The sequence below is a fragment of the Rhizobium sp. BK251 genome, from assembly GCF_004345245.1.
In the GTDB taxonomy this organism is placed as follows: domain Bacteria; phylum Pseudomonadota; class Alphaproteobacteria; order Rhizobiales; family Rhizobiaceae; genus Rhizobium.
This window is the reverse complement of record NZ_SLUQ01000011.1, coordinates 1-15,177: the sequence shown is the minus strand read 5'-3', so window position 1 is coordinate 15,177 and position 15,177 is coordinate 1. Positions and strand designations below refer to the sequence as shown.

At 56.8% G+C, this 15,177-nt stretch carries 15 protein-coding genes and 2 pseudogenes; 8 read left to right on the top strand and 9 right to left on the bottom strand.

What is annotated here, in order from left to right; all coding sequences use genetic code 11:
• Positions 1 to 10 precede the first annotated feature (10 nt).
• Positions 11 to 286 carry a hypothetical protein gene (locus EV286_RS25950; protein WP_132960075.1) on the top strand — a complete coding sequence of 92 codons (276 nt, stop codon included), beginning with the start codon at positions 11 to 13 and terminating at the stop codon, positions 284 to 286.
• 330 nt (positions 287 to 616) lie between these two features.
• Positions 617 to 820: a cold-shock protein gene (locus EV286_RS25945; RefSeq protein WP_132960074.1), complete on the top strand. Its 204-nt coding sequence runs from the start codon at positions 617 to 619 to the stop codon at positions 818 to 820.
• Positions 821 to 1,612: 792 nt separating this feature from the next.
• On the opposite strand, the gene EV286_RS25940 is transcribed toward EV286_RS25945, so the two are convergent.
• Complete coding sequence (locus tag EV286_RS25940) at positions 1,613 to 1,807, bottom strand: hypothetical protein (protein ID WP_132960073.1); 195 nt, start codon at positions 1,805 to 1,807, stop codon at positions 1,613 to 1,615.
• A 227-nt stretch (positions 1,808 to 2,034) separates the two neighbouring features.
• Between EV286_RS25940 and EV286_RS25935 the strand changes: the two genes are divergently transcribed.
• Together EV286_RS25935 and EV286_RS25930 are read left to right on the top strand one after the other, a co-directional pair.
• Positions 2,035 to 2,547 carry a sigma-70 family RNA polymerase sigma factor gene (locus tag EV286_RS25935; RefSeq protein ID WP_132960072.1) on the top strand — a complete coding sequence of 171 codons (513 nt, stop codon included), beginning with the start codon at positions 2,035 to 2,037 and terminating at the stop codon, positions 2,545 to 2,547.
• A 1,073-nt stretch (positions 2,548 to 3,620) separates the two neighbouring features.
• On the top strand, positions 3,621 to 4,511 hold the full coding sequence (locus EV286_RS25930; protein ID WP_132960071.1) for a hypothetical protein: 891 nt from the start codon (positions 3,621 to 3,623) through the stop codon (positions 4,509 to 4,511).
• A gap of 1,111 nt (positions 4,512 to 5,622) precedes the next feature.
• On the opposite strand, the gene EV286_RS25925 is transcribed toward EV286_RS25930, so the two are convergent.
• The 3 genes from EV286_RS25925 to EV286_RS25920 all read right to left on the bottom strand — a co-directional run bounded on the left by EV286_RS25925 (position 5,623) and on the right by EV286_RS25920 (position 7,324).
• Positions 5,623 to 5,841 carry a hypothetical protein gene (locus EV286_RS25925; protein ID WP_132960070.1) on the bottom strand — a complete coding sequence of 73 codons (219 nt, stop codon included), beginning with the start codon at positions 5,839 to 5,841 and terminating at the stop codon, positions 5,623 to 5,625.
• Complete coding sequence (locus EV286_RS32795; RefSeq protein ID WP_281041114.1) at positions 5,838 to 5,966, bottom strand: hypothetical protein; 129 nt, start codon at positions 5,964 to 5,966, stop codon at positions 5,838 to 5,840. Before EV286_RS32795 ends, EV286_RS25925 begins: the two co-directional genes overlap by 4 nt.
• 497 nt (positions 5,967 to 6,463) lie before the next feature.
• The gene (locus tag EV286_RS25920) at positions 6,464 to 7,324 is read right to left on the bottom strand and encodes an alpha/beta hydrolase (RefSeq protein ID WP_207909931.1); all 861 of its coding nucleotides are present in this window, start codon (positions 7,322 to 7,324) and stop codon (positions 6,464 to 6,466) included.
• 325 nt (positions 7,325 to 7,649) lie between these two features.
• Here EV286_RS25920 and EV286_RS25915 point away from each other — a divergent pair, with 325 nt between their 5' ends.
• Positions 7,650 to 7,958: a plasmid stabilization protein gene (locus tag EV286_RS25915; RefSeq protein ID WP_132960068.1), complete on the top strand. Its 309-nt coding sequence runs from the start codon at positions 7,650 to 7,652 to the stop codon at positions 7,956 to 7,958.
• Positions 7,959 to 8,017: 59 nt separating this feature from the next.
• The gene (locus EV286_RS25910; RefSeq protein WP_132960067.1) at positions 8,018 to 8,314 is read left to right on the top strand and encodes a DUF3175 domain-containing protein; all 297 of its coding nucleotides are present in this window, start codon (positions 8,018 to 8,020) and stop codon (positions 8,312 to 8,314) included.
• A 611-nt stretch (positions 8,315 to 8,925) separates the two neighbouring features.
• On the opposite strand, the gene EV286_RS25905 is transcribed toward EV286_RS25910, so the two are convergent.
• Both EV286_RS25905 and EV286_RS25900 read right to left on the bottom strand, forming a co-directional pair.
• Complete coding sequence (locus EV286_RS25905; protein ID WP_132960066.1) at positions 8,926 to 9,597, bottom strand: UdgX family uracil-DNA binding protein; 672 nt, start codon at positions 9,595 to 9,597, stop codon at positions 8,926 to 8,928.
• A 7-nt stretch (positions 9,598 to 9,604) separates the two neighbouring features.
• Positions 9,605 to 10,222 (bottom strand): flavodoxin family protein, encoded by a 618-nt coding sequence (locus EV286_RS25900; RefSeq protein ID WP_132960065.1) that lies wholly within the window; start codon positions 10,220 to 10,222, stop codon positions 9,605 to 9,607.
• A 478-nt stretch (positions 10,223 to 10,700) separates the two neighbouring features.
• Here EV286_RS25900 and EV286_RS25895 point away from each other — a divergent pair.
• Positions 10,701 to 11,228 (top strand): annotated as a pseudogene (locus tag EV286_RS25895) (DUF4142 domain-containing protein).
• A gap of 1,030 nt (positions 11,229 to 12,258) precedes the next feature.
• Here the strand turns inward: EV286_RS25895 and EV286_RS25890 are convergent.
• Positions 12,259 to 12,564 carry a hypothetical protein gene (locus EV286_RS25890; protein ID WP_132960064.1) on the bottom strand — a complete coding sequence of 102 codons (306 nt, stop codon included), beginning with the start codon at positions 12,562 to 12,564 and terminating at the stop codon, positions 12,259 to 12,261.
• Here EV286_RS25890 and EV286_RS25885 point away from each other — a divergent pair.
• Positions 12,553 to 13,472, top strand: a pseudogene (locus EV286_RS25885) (acetamidase/formamidase family protein). The gene EV286_RS25890 and the pseudogene EV286_RS25885 overlap by 12 nt on opposite strands.
• A 268-nt stretch (positions 13,473 to 13,740) precedes the next feature.
• Here the strand turns inward: EV286_RS25885 and EV286_RS25880 are convergent.
• A complete protein-coding gene (locus EV286_RS25880; RefSeq protein WP_132960063.1) occupies positions 13,741 to 14,721 on the bottom strand; it encodes a L,D-transpeptidase family protein in 981 nt (326 codons plus the stop codon).
• Between the two features lie 224 nt (positions 14,722 to 14,945).
• The coding region (locus tag EV286_RS25875) for an SDR family oxidoreductase (protein ID WP_132960062.1) at positions 14,946 to 15,177 on the bottom strand (232 nt) is incomplete at its 5' end.

The window sequence follows — 15,177 nt, the reverse complement described above, 5'->3', positions numbered from 1 at the left end:
GAGGACGATTATGCATCTTATCGACACGAACGTTTCTCATGATACCGGCGAGGTATGGAAAGTTGAATTCGTCGGAGAAGAAGGCGAAATAATTTCAGTGCGCCTCAATGAAAAGGATGCCATGAGCGAATGTGAGGCAGTTAGGCGAGCCAAAGCCATGATGGTGGATTTGACCGCGTTTGGTACGCGCGGAGGAGGCCATAGCGTCAACGATTACGATACGCTCAGCAACGGCAATTTCGACAACGCCGGACGGTGTGTAATCGGCCAGAACTGGCGCCCTTGAATAGGTCCGGTACAGCATTGTGCTTGCGGCCGATCAGGGTTGCAGGGCTTTGAACTTACCAGCGTCGATGGTTTGTATTGGAACATGGTCGTTTCTCATGTCAACAGCACCAGTCGTTAACGTGAAGTTTGCCGCCGGCGGCCCTTGCTGAGTTCCCCTCAACGGTAAAATACGGCCGAAGCGGCTATAGAGGCGCGTCGCAGGCTCTTGCCTATTTGTTGTGTCCATCTCTGATCTGCATGGTACGGCAGTGCGGAAAGGCTGGGGCATTGCAGACGCTTGACTAAATCTCTATGAATTGTCTTCGACACGTGAACTTCGGAGTTAGCAGTGGCTGTCGGCACGGTGAAGTTTTTCAATCAGGACAAAGGTTTCGGTTTCCTCACGCCGGACGACGGAGGTCAGGACGTCTTCGTTCATGCCACGGCCCTGCAGGGTGTGGCCCCTCTACGGGACGGCCAGAGGGTCTCGTACGACGTCGGTCAGGATCGCAAGACCGGCAAATCCAAGGCCGAGAACGTTCGGGTGATCTGAAATATCCTAGCTGTCATAGTTTGTTCGGCGAGAATTGAGCCGCTCGGTTTCGGGTTGCGCTGGTCTCCTGTCGGTCGACCCGCCCGCCTAGTCGAACTTCTCGGACTCAGTTCTTGTCGCCATCGAGCTTGGTTCGCCGGATCGGCGCTTATCGTAGTGTAGCAGGAATTGGGCGATGGACGCGTTCAGCGACGTATCATAGGAGCCGCCTCATGTTGAAATCGGATGTGCGAGGGGTACCGAATCTGTTGGTGCACCGCGCCACACGATTCCCGGCGGGGCGGTCGCTCACGTGTTTTCGCGCATCGAAAAGCCGTCGCCGCTACCCGGCACGGCGGTTTTTCGACCTCCCACCAGCGTCTGTCAGGCTTGCAAAGGTCTTACCGCCGATCGTCTGACGCGGTTCGGGCGCGGATTGCTCCGCGCCCGTATGTCGCACCGCTATTTCGAGTTTTTGTGGCTTTGCTGGCCAGCCTTAACATGCTGCTCGTGCGACCCGCCCTGCTTGCCGGACGAGCTCGAGGTTTTTTCCGAGGACGCACTTTTGCTCCCGCCCGACTTCGAGCCACCCTTTGTCTGGGATGTGCCTGTGGATGCCATGATTATGTATACTCCTCCTGTTGAGACCGGATTGATCTCGCTCAGTGAACGCCGATCGGAGGCAACTGTTCCTCACGAAACAATATCATTCGCGGGATCTAGTGCTTCGTCGCAATTGCCGCGGGGAGTACCGCGCGCGGCGCGGACGTTCACAACTATATCTCCGATCGACTTGAAAAGATAAGCAACCCATCAGCCCGATTCTTGATACCGGGCGTCAGCCTCGCAAAGGGCTTTGAGAACGGCTTCCCGTTTAACGCCTTCGATGCAGAGTTCTAAAGCGAGGGACAGGGCCGCTTTGCCTCGCTCGCTTTCGATATCAATGCCGGTCTTCCCTCGCCACAGGCATAGTGCCTCGTAGACCTCCATCAGCTCCAGAAAACCCAACGGCCTATCAGGAAAGTGTGTCGTCGCAGCCCCTCCATTCGGCAAGAGCGCGCAAGATTCCCAGTAGCTCACACGCCGACGGCTACCATTGGCATCATACGCCTTTGCCGGTCGGAGTCGACTCATGGTTGCGGCCGGTATGCTCTCCGAAATCCCCGAGCAATCATTTGGAACAATAATTCTCCCAGCACGTTGACGAGTAACTACCTGAAAAAAGAGAGGGAACTATGCGTAACCAGGCGCCGCCAGGCTCCTTGGAAGCAGATATTATAGCCTTGCTTCCGGCACTGAGAGCATTTTCCACGAAGCTGACAAGATCGCGATCGGACGCTGATGATCTGATTCAGGAGACGATTGCGCACGCACTGGGCCATCTCGACAGATACGAGGAAAATGGGAAGTTGCGGTCGTGGCTATTTACGATCATGCGAAACGTTTTCATCTCCGGTTTCAACAAGGCCAAGCGCGAAATTAGCATGCCGCTGGAGGATAGTATTTTCAGTCAGGGCGCGCCGGCCCAGCAGGAATGGGCGACCGATCTAAGACATCTTTACGAAGCTGCCGATGAGTTGCCCTCCCACCTCCGCCACGTGTTCATCAAGGTCATGGAGGGCCAAAGCTACGAGGCAATTGCCTCCGAGTGCGGCTGCGCCATTGGCACGATCAAGAGCCGGGTCAACCGCGCTCGTCATCAACTCGCCGAAAAGATGGATTGGGAAACACACCGCGCGCATCATTGACACGAGTTCAAAAGCGCACCCGCTCTATTTTATGAGATCGTATCGATCGCGAGACGACGATGGTATCGGGCCGAGTCGCCCGAGGCGCGACGCGACAACACACAAATCATAAAGCGCGTCTTCGTCGGCCAAGCCTCGTCCATGCATACGGAGTATGAACCTGGCAAGTTCACGTAGGGCTCTGTCATTGTTCGGCATGGTGGTTGCGACTCGGTGATAGACCCGTTCGACAACCGCGAGGTCATCCGGCATCAAAATCCCCGAACGCCTTCCGTTAGACATGTTCTTCTCCCGGGCGATCTGAGAGACTTGCTCCCACTCCTCAATCGCACCCTCCTTAAAGAATGATTGAGGATGCACTTTGCGAGCGAAAGTTGCAAGAACCTCCGAGCGCCAATCGATGTGGGGACAAGAGCGTTATTTCGCGCCGTTCGGCCCTCACACATGATTTGAAGCGCGGATGAAGCAGGCCCCGGATGCCCGCAAATCCGGCCCCAAGCGGCGGGAGGCTCAGGTAATGGGTGGCACTCAGACTCGTCCAGTTTGCGTCGCGGAGAGCTTGGCAGCCGTCTCTATCCGGGCGCCGGCATCGCATACGGCACGTTCCACCGCATCACTTTCGAATGCATCGCGACCGTGCGCATCGCCCGTGCCCAGAAACGCGATCCGCGGACCAGCTGGAGCCAAGATCAATTCGATCGTCGGCTCGGCCGATGCGAAGACCGGCGTCTATGCCATTTTCAATGCCCGCGCGGGCGGGCTAGCCTCTCTCTTCCTCCTCGTCACAGTCGCCGGAGCCGCTGCGACGGCTTCAATGTCATCGCTCGCGGCACACAGGTGTCATGATGTTGCAGAGGCGATGCCCTGTCGCAATTGTCCATCAACCGGCGTGATTGCAATGGGAAATCTTGGTCTTCTCGTGGGAATCTCCTGTTGCGTCGCTAGGCATCCATTAGGATGCCCTCGGATGCGTTGACTGCGCCAACTGATTTAGCGATGCGACCAACAGAGCTGGCAGTTTCTCCGGCGGGAAAAGACTCGAACCTAAAGGACGGGTTTGCCGTTTTCTCCTTATGAACGACGACTCTTCACAGGACTACGACAAGCACGCCGCTGCAACTGCGTCGTTTCCCTTCGACCGGATGGCCGTACAACGCTTTCGGGAAGCATTTCCGCGCGCACGCTGGAGCGACACTCTCCGGGCATGGATTGTGCCCGGAACGAGTGCGCGGCGTCGTATTGACCGGTGGATGGCGGCGGAAGCAGCGCGACACGACGTTTTCGCAAACCAGAAAGGCCGGGATGCGTACGAATTTGAGCCGATCATCTCCCCCTATCTAGAGGTCACCGATCACGGATTCCGAATTCGGACGCCGTTCTCCCGAACCATCGTCGACGCACTTCGGCGGGTGCCGTTCGCAAGCTGGCACGGCGACGATAGGGTATGGGACGTTCCCTACGCGTCATATGACGAACTTCAGAGCCGCTGGCAGATCATCGAGGAAGCGGCGAAGAGAGCTGAACCCGAGGAGCGGCGCAAACGCGCCGAAGAACGGAGAGGAACCCCTGAGGAAGCCATGTCGCGCCGTCGATCCGCGGAGCGACGAAAGCATCGCTTGCCTGTTTTAAGCGACGATCTGCCGCCGTTGGGTCGGCCCTTGGCGACGCCTGCCTATGGGATAGTGGTGGTCACCGAAATCACTGGAGAACTCGTTGAACTGACGGTGGTCAAGGAATTTTACCCTGCAGTCAACGATAAGCATGTGTGGGCCGGATGGCGTTCGCCGACCCTGGGCGAGCTCGTTCAGGCATGGCCCGCAAGAAAAAGAGCAGGTGAATACGAGCGATGTCGAGGCTGGTGGAGTCCGACACTCGAGGAGCTCAGGGTGGCTAGGAGAAAAGCGAAAGCGCATGAACGTGCAAAGGTCACGAAGCGTCCGGCCGACTGTGAACCACATGATTGAGGTATTCATGTAATATAAGGCGATGCTTTAATCTAACGACCGCGACAGACATTTGCCGTTATACTGCTCTTGAAAAACGGTACAACAAATAAGTGAGCCCGGCGTTGACACACTTGTGATCGTTTCCGCGTGCCTTGGACGTGCGTTGTTCTTGCGGCATGCACCAGGACGTCCTACCGTCATCCACCGAGAGATCGGGGAGAGATAATGCTCAACCGGTACTGGGCCCACTTCGTTGATATCACATTTCCAGACGGTTGATGCGTCGAACTACATTTAGCCGTGAGACTGCCGAACCCCTCTTGGAGCACCGGCCGACCGACGGAGGTACTTCGTGTGAGCGGGCGCTACAGGCACGCTATCGTCTGGACAACGGATTGGCTTCCTTGGATTCTGCGCCCATTGCTTTGCGGGATGCGTGCAAAGATGCAAGAATATTGGCCGTGGCGTAACGGCGATGATTAAGCGATACCTTGCCACAAGCGATCAGCCGCTCAATTCCAAAGATTTGGACATATGCCAGCGCGCCTTTGATGAGGCGAAAACTCGCCTGCGCATCGAAGATGGCACCGCGGAATGCGGCCAGCTAGGCGCCATGATCGTGACACTTTATCGGCAGGGCGTTTGCGACGTGACTCAACTCGTTGCAATGGTGGGTGCCGCAAGGGATCCGTAGAACGACCGCCCTGAATCGCGCCGTCCGCGACCGCTTTCTGCTTATTATCTTCCGGCTCCCGCGAGGCTTAGGCCGCCATAATCATTGGAACCACATCCATCCCCCACGACGAACGCACGGGCCTTTTCTGAAATTCCAAGTTCTTACGAGACACATACTGGAGAACAACGTCGTGAGCTGGGATCGCCGGCGCTGGAGTGACCGCGACATTGAACTCTTGGTCCGGGGAGGCCGAGCCAATGTCCGTGACAGGGTCGGACTTGCGATCGTCATCGAATTGCTCTTAGGCGTCTTGATTCGCTTCCGCGTTCTGGCTCGGACGTCGACAAAAAGAGATAGGTCGCGCAATGGGAGACGCTGTCTCAGAACCTGTTCAACTCGAACCCTTGACCGTGTTGATCGGATACCACCTGCGTGGCTGATATACGATGGCCGTCATGTGAGCATCAATATGACGACCATCGCCAGAGCCGAGATAGTACCGGCCCCGGTAAGGCCCGTTGTCAGGTATCCAAAAGTTCTACCGACCTTCCCATGCCGGATTTCCTCGTGAGTGCCGAGAACAGCGGTCAGGCCGGCTGCCATCCAGCATGTAAGGGTCAACGTGCCGAGAAGGATTGCCCAATAAGAGGCGTCGGCAAAAAGAATCGTCATGCAAACACCTTCACAGCGAGCGCCGTCTCGGGCCCGTCGATACGCTCGCGCCTGCTATTGCAGATATGGATGTACATCGAGGCGCTCCAAGCGACGTGGAAGTCGACGTCGATAACCCTCTGCATGAGAGACCTCCTTGCTAGTTTCTTCGACAACCTCCTTCAGGCGTGCGGGTTCCCGTGCAGCGGGTGCCGATCGGCAACTCAAGCGAAAAGTTGGGGCGGCCGAGAAATGCAGCGTCGACGAATCTTTGGGAACCTGCCGAGGTGAAGCGGAAACACTATTTAGCAATTATTCTGATTTACGGAGCGGCTCTGGCGCGGCCGGCGTTGACTTGACTTGGACCGACTTCTTTGGCCGATAGCACTATTCATGATCTAATTGAGCCGGGTCGGTTCCGCTAGCGAGGCGCTATCGGCCATTTGTGCATTAGCATAATAGGGACCGATCGCCCGAACCCGTGTGCGTACCTCGCCTTCCTCTCATTCCACCCTTTGGGTTCACGGACGGGGTAAAGGGTAGCTCATCAGTTGCGTCCCCGCCCGGTCGCTCTCCGGCCCCGCACCCTCCATGTGAAGAAGAGGCCCCTTTGTGTCGAATTTTGCTTTCGTACGGGCGGTGTTCACTTTGAGAGGAAAGTGGCGACCGCCTTCGCTAGATCACCGGGGTTCTCCTCGGCGACGTGATGGCCGCTGTCTATCCCGAATCCGCTCACGTCAACGGCCCAGTTGTTCCAGATGGCAACGGGATTGCCATAGATCTGTTCGAGATCGTCCCGAAGTGACCATAGGCAGAGCATCGGGCAGCCGATCTTTTTGCCGGCGTCCCGATCAGCCTTGTCGTGAACGTGGTCGATACGAATGCCGGCGCGGTAATCCTCAATCATCCCGTGGACGACCTCCGGGCGTTGAATGGCACCGCGAATGTCCGCGTAAGCGTCATCGCCCATTAGAACTGGTGAGAGCCTGTCATACCAGGCATCGGGGTCAGCCGATATCACTCGCTCAGGCTTTTCAGGCTGAGCGAAAAAGAACCAATGATACCAGTCTCTGGCAAACTTCCAGTCGGCTCGCTCGAGATGTTCAAGGACAGGTAAGCCATCCACGACAACGAGTTTCCGCACGGCGTCCGGGTGGTTCATCGCCATGCGGAATGCCGTTAGGCTCCCCCGATCGTGACCGACAACGAAGAATTCATTATGCCCCAAACGGGCCATGAGTTCCACCAGCGCCGTCGCCTTCGCCGCTTTCGACGAGTGGAGGCTGTCGGTGGCGTCGAGTGGCACATATGAGAGCCCGAAACCGGGAACGTCCGGACAGACGACCGTAAACGACGGCGCGAGAAGGTCGGCGACCTTTCCCCAAGTCATATGGGTCCGAGGGTGACCGTGCAAAAGAAGGACGACGGGACCACGCCCGCCCATACGAAGCCGGATCGGACCAGCATCGACTTGCACAGTGCGGAGATCAAAGCCACGAAACATCATCGCATCTCCTGTGTGCCAGCAAGGGCGGCAGGTTTCCAAGGGACCACTAGTCGGCAACTTCGGTGGAATTAGCCGTTCGGTCGGACTTTTGTGACGCGATGAAGAGCCTCCACTCCTCGAGGCGCCGCCGGGGAGGAGATGGCCGCACGGTCTGTGTCATGGCAATGCCTTCGATCACCGCAAATGGTCTGCATCAAACCCTGGCTTGAGGCCTTGGTTCCCACGAGGCGTCGACGTGACCCTAGCAGTCATGCTTTTCGTCCGGTGGAACTTTGGCGCGAAAATGCAGTTTTCCTTACTTCAATCAGCAAGGAGATGTCCCATGCCACAAGGTGATAAGTCAGCATATACTGCCAAGCAGAAGCGCAAGGCTGCACATATCGAAGAAGGCTATGAAGATCGCGGCATTTCTGAAAAGGAAGCCCAGCGTCGTGCTTGGGCCACGGTCAACAAAGAAAGCGGTGGCGGTAAGAAATCCGGCTCCGGGCGCGGTCACGCGGAAAACCATGAATCCTCCAAAAAGGGCGGACGCTTAGGCGGCGCGGCAGCTGCATCAACAACCAAGGAAGAGCGTTCTGCTTCTGCCAAAAAGGCGGCTGCAACTCGAAAGCGTAACGAGCATCACGCCTAGAGTTGGTATTGGTTTAACCTCATCACCAACGGGTGCCGCCATCTCGGGGAGGATAGTCTATGCCCAAGAAAAAGTTGAAACGGAAGTGGTCACAGGATGTGACCGACAACAGCGATGCACTGGACCTTGAAGAGAGGATCTTCCAGCAGCGGAGCGCAAAGAAAATCGCGGACTCGCTCAAGCATTCCGCCGAGGAAAGCACCCGCCGAAAGGCCAGCCCGTTCCAGTCCGCGATGTCGATGCTATCCTTCTATATTAATCGTGCCGGTAAACAGCTTTCCAAGTCTCGTCTTTCAACGCTGGAGCGTGCCAAGGACGAGTTGCGCAAGGACTTCGGCAAGCAGCCGAAGCACTGACGAGTTGCTTACCGTTCGCGAATAATCCGCGGAATGACAACGCGGTGCTTTGATCGCTTGGGCACCGTCCTCGCGAGCCAAGCGATGCTGGTCATATCAGGTTGGCGCTAACGGCGCGCCGTCCGATTGGCGTCGACAGCAGAAACGGGCGGGTCGTAGCGAGGGATGCCGGCGGAAGCTTCAGCGTCGCACGCTACGGCGGTCGCGTTACGCCTAACGATCACTCACAATCCGGAAATCAACCGCCGCGCCGCCCTGGTACCTGTGCGTGAATCAAGCAAAATGCTCACCTAAAAAGCAGCTTTAGAAAATTGACGACACCAGGAGACTGAAAGCATGGAGCTGAGACGGATGGAAACCGCCAGGAATTGTGGTCGAAGACCTCGACGTGACGATTGATTTCTTTCACGAGTTGGACCTCGAAAAACCGGACGTAAGTAGACTGGGCGATCGACGCGTCGATATTGCTTTGATGCGCACATCGGCCGCCTCCAGGTCTTCTGCTTCCTCGCGCCCAGGGAGCTACATCCGGGAGGGGCTTCCGATCGGACTTGCCCACGAGCTAAGTTAAGCGATGATAATGGCCTAGGCGCCTGGCCGAATTACACATCCTAGACAGTGTGCGGTGCGGGAATATTTTGGAGATTCAGGTGGCTGCTGATAATGCGCAGATCAGCAACAAATCGTCGGCGCTCCCTATCGCGATCGTCGGGGTCGCGGATGCGGAGCAAGTAGGACGGATGGATCGTGACAAGAAGGGGCATCCCGTTTGCAGTTTGCAGGACGCGCCCCCGTTCGTTTGTCAGACTTACGGCTCGACCCATCAAAGAGTAAAGGGCTGTCGCGCCGAGCGCTACGATTAGGTTGGCTCGAAGGATATCAAGCTCGGCGCCCAGCCACCATGCACATCGCTGGATTTCGCCCGCGGCGGGTCTCATATGAAGGCGCCGCTTGCCGCGCCGTTCGAACTTAAAGTGCTTCACCGCATTGGTAACATAGCACTGTGAACGGTCGATGCCGGCCGCGGTCATGCTTTCATCCAGCAGTCTGCCCGCGGGGCCGACGAAAGGTCTGCCGGCAACATCTTCCTGATCTCCCGGCTGTTCGCCAACGAGGATGACCTTCGCCTCGAACGGACCCTCGCCAAATACGGTTTGCGTGGCATTCTTATAGAGATCGCAGCGTTCACAGGATTTTGCGTGGCGACGAAGCACCGTTAGGCTCGTCGCTTTCGCGTGAGGCTCCAGAAAGGCCGGCGGTGAGGTTGATGTGCGAGATGCCATAGCCGCCCTATCCTTCCTGGCTGGGATATTGGCGCTGCTTCAGAAGCTTCGCCAGGTGTGCGGTGTTGCGCGCCAGCGTCGATATCATCGCTTGAACGGCCTCGGGCGTCTTTTTCAGATCGATAAAGTTCGTCGATCCCATGGCCTCCCCAACCCAGTACGCCACCGCATTTGCAGGGATCGTAAAGCCGACATCATTCAGGGCCTGGAAGACTTCGGCCGAAACGTGGTGGGCGCCGTCCTCGTTTCCGACTACGGCAACCGAAGCGACCTTCCCATATGATACCATGCGACCCTGTTCGTCGGTCTCTTCAAGGAATGCGTCCATCCGCTCCAATGCGCGTTTACAAACACTTCCAGGCTGTCCGAGCCAAATCGGAGTACCGACGAGCAGGATATCGGATTCCAGGATCTTCTTGCGAATGTTCGGCCAGGCGTCGCCTCTTCCTTCATCAGAGGTGACCCCTGGCTTGATGTCGTGATCGGCCAGGCGGATTGTTTCGGTCTCCACGCCATATTTTTGGAACTCTTCGGCGATGAGCTCCATCAATTTGCCGGTGGATGATTCCTCGGCGAAATTCGAGGCCTTCAAAGTGCCGTTCAAAGCAAGTGCTTTCAGAGACATGATAACTCCTTTTGTGAAGGCTCGGCTCACCCCGCCAAGTCACTAATTGACGAAACCTTACGCTGGTCCCGGAAAGTCGACTGAGCCTCGTCGATTTCGTCCGGTCCGACATAGACCAAAGTCCACCGGTGAACTGCTTCGGGCAACGAGTTCGCTGCAGTTCAGCCAGCCATTGCGCAGGCGGTTTTGACAATGTCGTTGAAGATAGCTGTGTCTTGTCCGCGCAAGATGAAACCGGTCATCGGCCGACTTGTTCCCTGCTATAGAGGAGAGTCCCGAACTGACATCCGCTCCGGGCAATTAATTGCAGGTGCCGCGACTGCCCCGACGGGGCGGCAGATGTGGACTCTCAAATGGCGCGTGCCTTGGACTTGTTGCTGCAGGCTCGCGAGGCAAGCGCTGAGATCCCACAGGGGAGCGTCGATGGAACACTGGGCTCGGCCAGCGGTTTACGCGGTAGACAATCCAGGAGATTCCAATGAAACATCTAGCATTCGTCTCCCTCAGCCTCGTGCTTGCGGGTCCAGCCTTAGCGTAGTCTGCCGCCGAAAAGACTGGCGTTAATTCCCTGATCGGCATAGCGCCCAAGACAGAAGACTTTGTTCAGGAGGCCGCGACCAGCGATATGTTCGAGATCGCCTCCAGCAGGCTGGCCATACAGCGCGGTGACGAGGCGACGAGGGCCTTTGCGCAGCAGATGGTCACCGATCATCAAAAGACCACTGATGAACTCAAGGGACTGCACGCATCCGGTAAGGTCAAGACGCCGCTGCCCGCCACCATGACGCCGTATCAGCAAAGCATGCTTGACAAGTTGAATGGCCTTCAGGGGGCGGACTTCAGCACTCAGTATCACGCCGATCAGGAGTCCGTGCACGAAGACGCAGTCGACCTGTTCAAGCGATATGGCGATGAAGGCGACAACGCGGATCTCAAGGCGTGGGCTGCGGTCACTCGTCCGGCCCTGGAACATCACCTCCAAATGGCAAAGGATCTTAACAAATAGCGCTACAATGTCGGGGGGCGGGGATGGCGACGAAAAGCAATAGCGTGCGTGAAAGGGGCTCGCACATCGACGTGGGCCCTCCGCCTGTAGGGGAGGCCTGCGCGGTTTGGCGGGACTTTCCTTTAAGGCTGGATACGTCCTGTCCGGGTTTTGCTTAGCCTAGAGCAAGTCGACGCGTAAGGCCAACGGGTCACGGCCGCCGATCTCTCGCATCCACGATGTGGGAAAGCCACAGATGGCCGCACCGCCCAAAAACAGGCCCGCCGTGCCGGCGGGCCTGTCGGCTATGTCAGTATTATGCCGATGATGAAGGCGATTGAGACTATCGCCAGATAGAAGGCGATGTCTCTATTTTCGGCGCCGGGGCGTAGCTTGTTCATCGCTACTTCTGATCAGAACACGCGTCGGTCGGCGCGGCATTAGTGTTGGTGGCTGACTGGTCGCGGTCCTGGCAGTCAGACGACCCCTTGCTTGGGCCACCGGCTGCAGGCGTGTTATCGCTACCTGCCTCGGAGTTTGACGAAGTGCCGCTGCCGGTTTCAGTCTGCGCAAACGTTACGCTGGCAAGGCTGAGGGTGAGAGCGGCCGCTGCTATAAGACGAACAATCATTGTTTCCTCCTGGTTGATTGGTGTGAGATGAATGAAGGGAACCGCAGATTGTTCCGTCGACGCGCCCAGCTGCTAAAAGCTTGCACCGGGCTTGTCGGAACAAAGCAACCATTTGGGTGTTGGTCTTTTGAAAAGGAGGCCATGATGACCAATGAGGACCCTGGGTTTCGGCCCACCGACAAAGTCCATAGCCACTCGTCATTTTGGGCCGTATGGGCGGCTGTTATGGCGGTTTTTATTATCGGAGCGGTCGCCTGGACGTTTTGGGACACTGACACCGGCCCCGCTACGACAGCTTCTACATCGCCCATCACGCAACCGGAGCCGCAAAACAAACTGGTAGTTCCGGCGCCCTCAGACACTACTCCCCGTTAAGCGGGTATCGGCAAGTTGGCCGAAACTCCTCTGACGAGGCCCTTTCTATAAGGGAGAGTGGCTGGGCAGGTTTTCCGCGAGAATGATAGAATCGCGCTCGTCATCAGTCTGCTCGAGCAACGGGTAAAGAAATGTCTGCGAAGAGATGCCACGTTGTTCTTCAGGAGCCTGCGATTTCGCGTCGATCAGAATGACGAGCGATATTGGAGGTTTGTTAACGGCTGAACTCACCCGTTGCTCGACTTTCCCTAACCGCTTCGTAACATTCAACCATGCATAACAATTCGGGGTCATTCCCAATGGACGAATTTTCCACCAATCAACAAACCGGTTTGGTTCATGGCTGTTCATCGTTTCATACCCACCTTGTTCCACAACGTGATCGGAACCAAACCGACAGCACTAAGCATTGCGGATGGTGACACCGTCGTGACGAGGACTATCGATGCTGCAGGCTTCGATGAAGAAGGAGTGCAGCGCGCGTCCGGGCCGAACCCGATGAATGGTCCGATCAGCGTGGAGGACGCAGAACCCGGCGATGCGCTCAAGGTTGAGATACTCGAGATGACGCCAACGCGGGATTCGGGCTTTACTCGTAATATACTTGCCGCAAATGTGCTCGATCCCGAGGCCATTCGTGAACTTCCCCCATCGGCAAAAGCGAATTGGACGATCGACCGCGAAGCGCTGACGGCCAGGCTTTCCGAACCTATCACCGGACTCGAGGCTTTTGTTCTCCCCCTCGCCCTATGATTGGTTGCTTCGGCGTGGCTCCGAGCCTCGGTCAAGCTATTTCTACAGCCACCAGCGGAGAACACGGCGGCAACATGGACTATCGACTTTTCGGTCCGGGCACGACGGTCTGGTTCCCAGTTTTCGTGCCGGGAGCGTTATTCTTTCTCGGCGATTGCCACGCGGTCCAGGGCGACGGCGAGATTGTGGGAACTGGCGTCGAAACGACCTTCGAGGTTGTCGTTCGTCTCTCCGTGGAGAAGAAGAAGCGGATTGCTTGGCCACGTGCGGAAACATCGGAAGATGTCATCACCGTTGGAAACGCGCGACCGCTTGATCAGGCTCTTCAGCACGCGACGACGGAAATGCTTGATCTGCTGTTGAACGACTACAAGCTTACGAAAGTTGCCGCGAGCCACTTATTGGGACAGGTCGTGCGCTACGACATAGGCAATGTGTTCGATCCTGCGTACACGGTCGCATGCCGGGTTGCAAAAAAGTGGCTTCCCGGACGACCCGCAGTTTAAACCATCCGAAATAGAAATACGACGCGCAGCGCTAATCGGTCTGCGATCACGGTTATCGTTTCCGTCCCCGCCGGAGCGAATTTGCGCTCATCGCAATCGGTTCACTGGGGACCTCGTGCGAATCCCTCTTGGCGGTCGATTTTAACGATAATTGGCCTTCGCCGCCGCTCGGCTAAGCGATCGATGTGATTGCCGCAATGGCATTGGCGTGATGTTGGGTGCCTTTTCGAAATGACGCGTCCGGCCGGAGCCGACGTTGCATCCCGAGCTAGTCGATGAACTTGACGATTACGCCCGGCCTCACCATTCCAGCCAGCTCTTCCGCGTCCCAGTTCGTCAGGCGAACACAGCCGTGCGAGCCCACCTTGTCGACGAGTTCAGGATGCGGTGTACCGTGGATTCCGTAAGTCGGCTCGCTTAAATCAATCCAGACGCTGCCGACGGGGCCGTTCGGTCCTTTGGGAATGGTCAGGATCTTGCTGTTGGCTCCTTGTTTGAAATTGACTTTCGGGTCGTATCTATAGACAGGCATCCTGGCGACACCTTTGACCTTGTGGGTGCCAGAGGGCGCAGGATTGTCCTCGCTTCCAATCGTTGCCGGATACGTGGCAAGCAAAGAGCCGCCGTCTGCGTAGGCAAGGACCTGTCCTTTCTGTTTGTTCACCTCGATCTGCTTGACCTTTCCCTCCCTCGGCGTTCCAGGCGTCACCACCCACACCGACTCTCCGGGGGCGTATTTCGAACCAGGATTGAACGCCTTAAGGAGATCGACATCCATATGAAAGCGCTCCGAAAGGCTCTCAGCGACGCTTGTGTAGCCGAGGTGCTCCATCTTCGCCTTTTCCCCGTAGTCTTCGGGAATCCTGTCGACGAGAGCCGTCGCATCCTCTTTCGAGATGGTATAACTTTCTACGATAGGCTTATTGGATTCCAGGCGGTCGATCACGTCTTTGTCCAGCCGTCCGTTGGAAGGAAGGCCGTTCATCTCCTCGAATCCGGCCACAGCTTTGCTGACATTCTCGCCATAATAGCCATCAACCACACCTGGAGAAGAGCCCGCGCGGTCAAGCAGGACCTGCAGACGGATGATTGCAGGATCTGGGTCAGTAGAAGACGCTCTTGTCGAGCGCTCAAGAATAATGGGCGCCAAGGACGCAGTATTGACAGCTTCCGGGTGAACTTCCTGTGCTGTGACATTGCCAAAGGAAAAGACCAAAGCCAGCATTGTGATCGATGGAAGTGTTTTCATGGACATCCAATGGCCGAAGGCCTTTCTTGTTCCACCCGTGCGGAGGTCGATTTTCGGCGCCGCCTTCGTCGCAGCATCTCCGCGGCGACTTCGAGATCCGTGATACCGTGATCCCCAAAGACGACGCTCCGTATCCGCTCAAAACAGCGCATTTGGCCAGGCAAGCGGATTCGTTCCAACGCTCCGCTCATGATGTCTAATGGACGCAATCACTTTTGAGCGTCTCAATAACCGCCGATGATTGGAAGGATTTCACCGGTGATATAGCTCGACATCTGCGGTGATGCGAGGAACACGTAGGCAGGGGCAATCTCTTCCGGCTGGGCGGCACGCTTCATTGGTGTTTTCGAACCGAAACTCTCGACATCTTCTGCTTCCTTGTCAGATGGATTGAGAGGCGTCCAGACAGGACCCGGTGCGACGGCGTTCACGCGGATGCCCTTGGCAACGAGCTGC

Excerpts from the sequence above, each read along its gene's own strand:
- EV286_RS25950 (WP_132960075.1), top strand. The coding sequence starts at position 11 with ATGCATCTTATCGACACGAACGTTTCTCATGATACCGGCGAGGTATGG.
- EV286_RS25935 (WP_132960072.1), top strand. The coding sequence starts at position 2,035 with ATGCGTAACCAGGCGCCGCCAGGCTCCTTGGAAGCAGATATTATAGCC.
- EV286_RS25930 (WP_132960071.1), top strand. The coding sequence starts at position 3,621 with ATGAACGACGACTCTTCACAGGACTACGACAAGCACGCCGCTGCAACT.
- EV286_RS25925 (WP_132960070.1), bottom strand. The coding sequence starts at position 5,841 with ATGACGATTCTTTTTGCCGACGCCTCTTATTGGGCAATCCTTCTCGGC.
- EV286_RS32795 (WP_281041114.1), bottom strand. The coding sequence starts at position 5,966 with ATGCAGAGGGTTATCGACGTCGACTTCCACGTCGCTTGGAGCGCCTCG.
- EV286_RS25920 (WP_207909931.1), bottom strand. The coding sequence starts at position 7,324 with ATGTTTCGTGGCTTTGATCTCCGCACTGTGCAAGTCGATGCTGGTCCG.
- EV286_RS25915 (WP_132960068.1), top strand. The coding sequence starts at position 7,650 with ATGCCACAAGGTGATAAGTCAGCATATACTGCCAAGCAGAAGCGCAAG.
- EV286_RS25910 (WP_132960067.1), top strand. The coding sequence starts at position 8,018 with ATGCCCAAGAAAAAGTTGAAACGGAAGTGGTCACAGGATGTGACCGAC.
- EV286_RS25905 (WP_132960066.1), bottom strand. The coding sequence starts at position 9,597 with ATGGCATCTCGCACATCAACCTCACCGCCGGCCTTTCTGGAGCCTCAC.
- EV286_RS25900 (WP_132960065.1), bottom strand. The coding sequence starts at position 10,222 with ATGTCTCTGAAAGCACTTGCTTTGAACGGCACTTTGAAGGCCTCGAAT.
- EV286_RS25890 (WP_132960064.1), bottom strand. The coding sequence starts at position 12,564 with ATGAACAGCCATGAACCAAACCGGTTTGTTGATTGGTGGAAAATTCGT.
- EV286_RS25880 (WP_132960063.1), bottom strand. The coding sequence starts at position 14,721 with ATGAAAACACTTCCATCGATCACAATGCTGGCTTTGGTCTTTTCCTTT.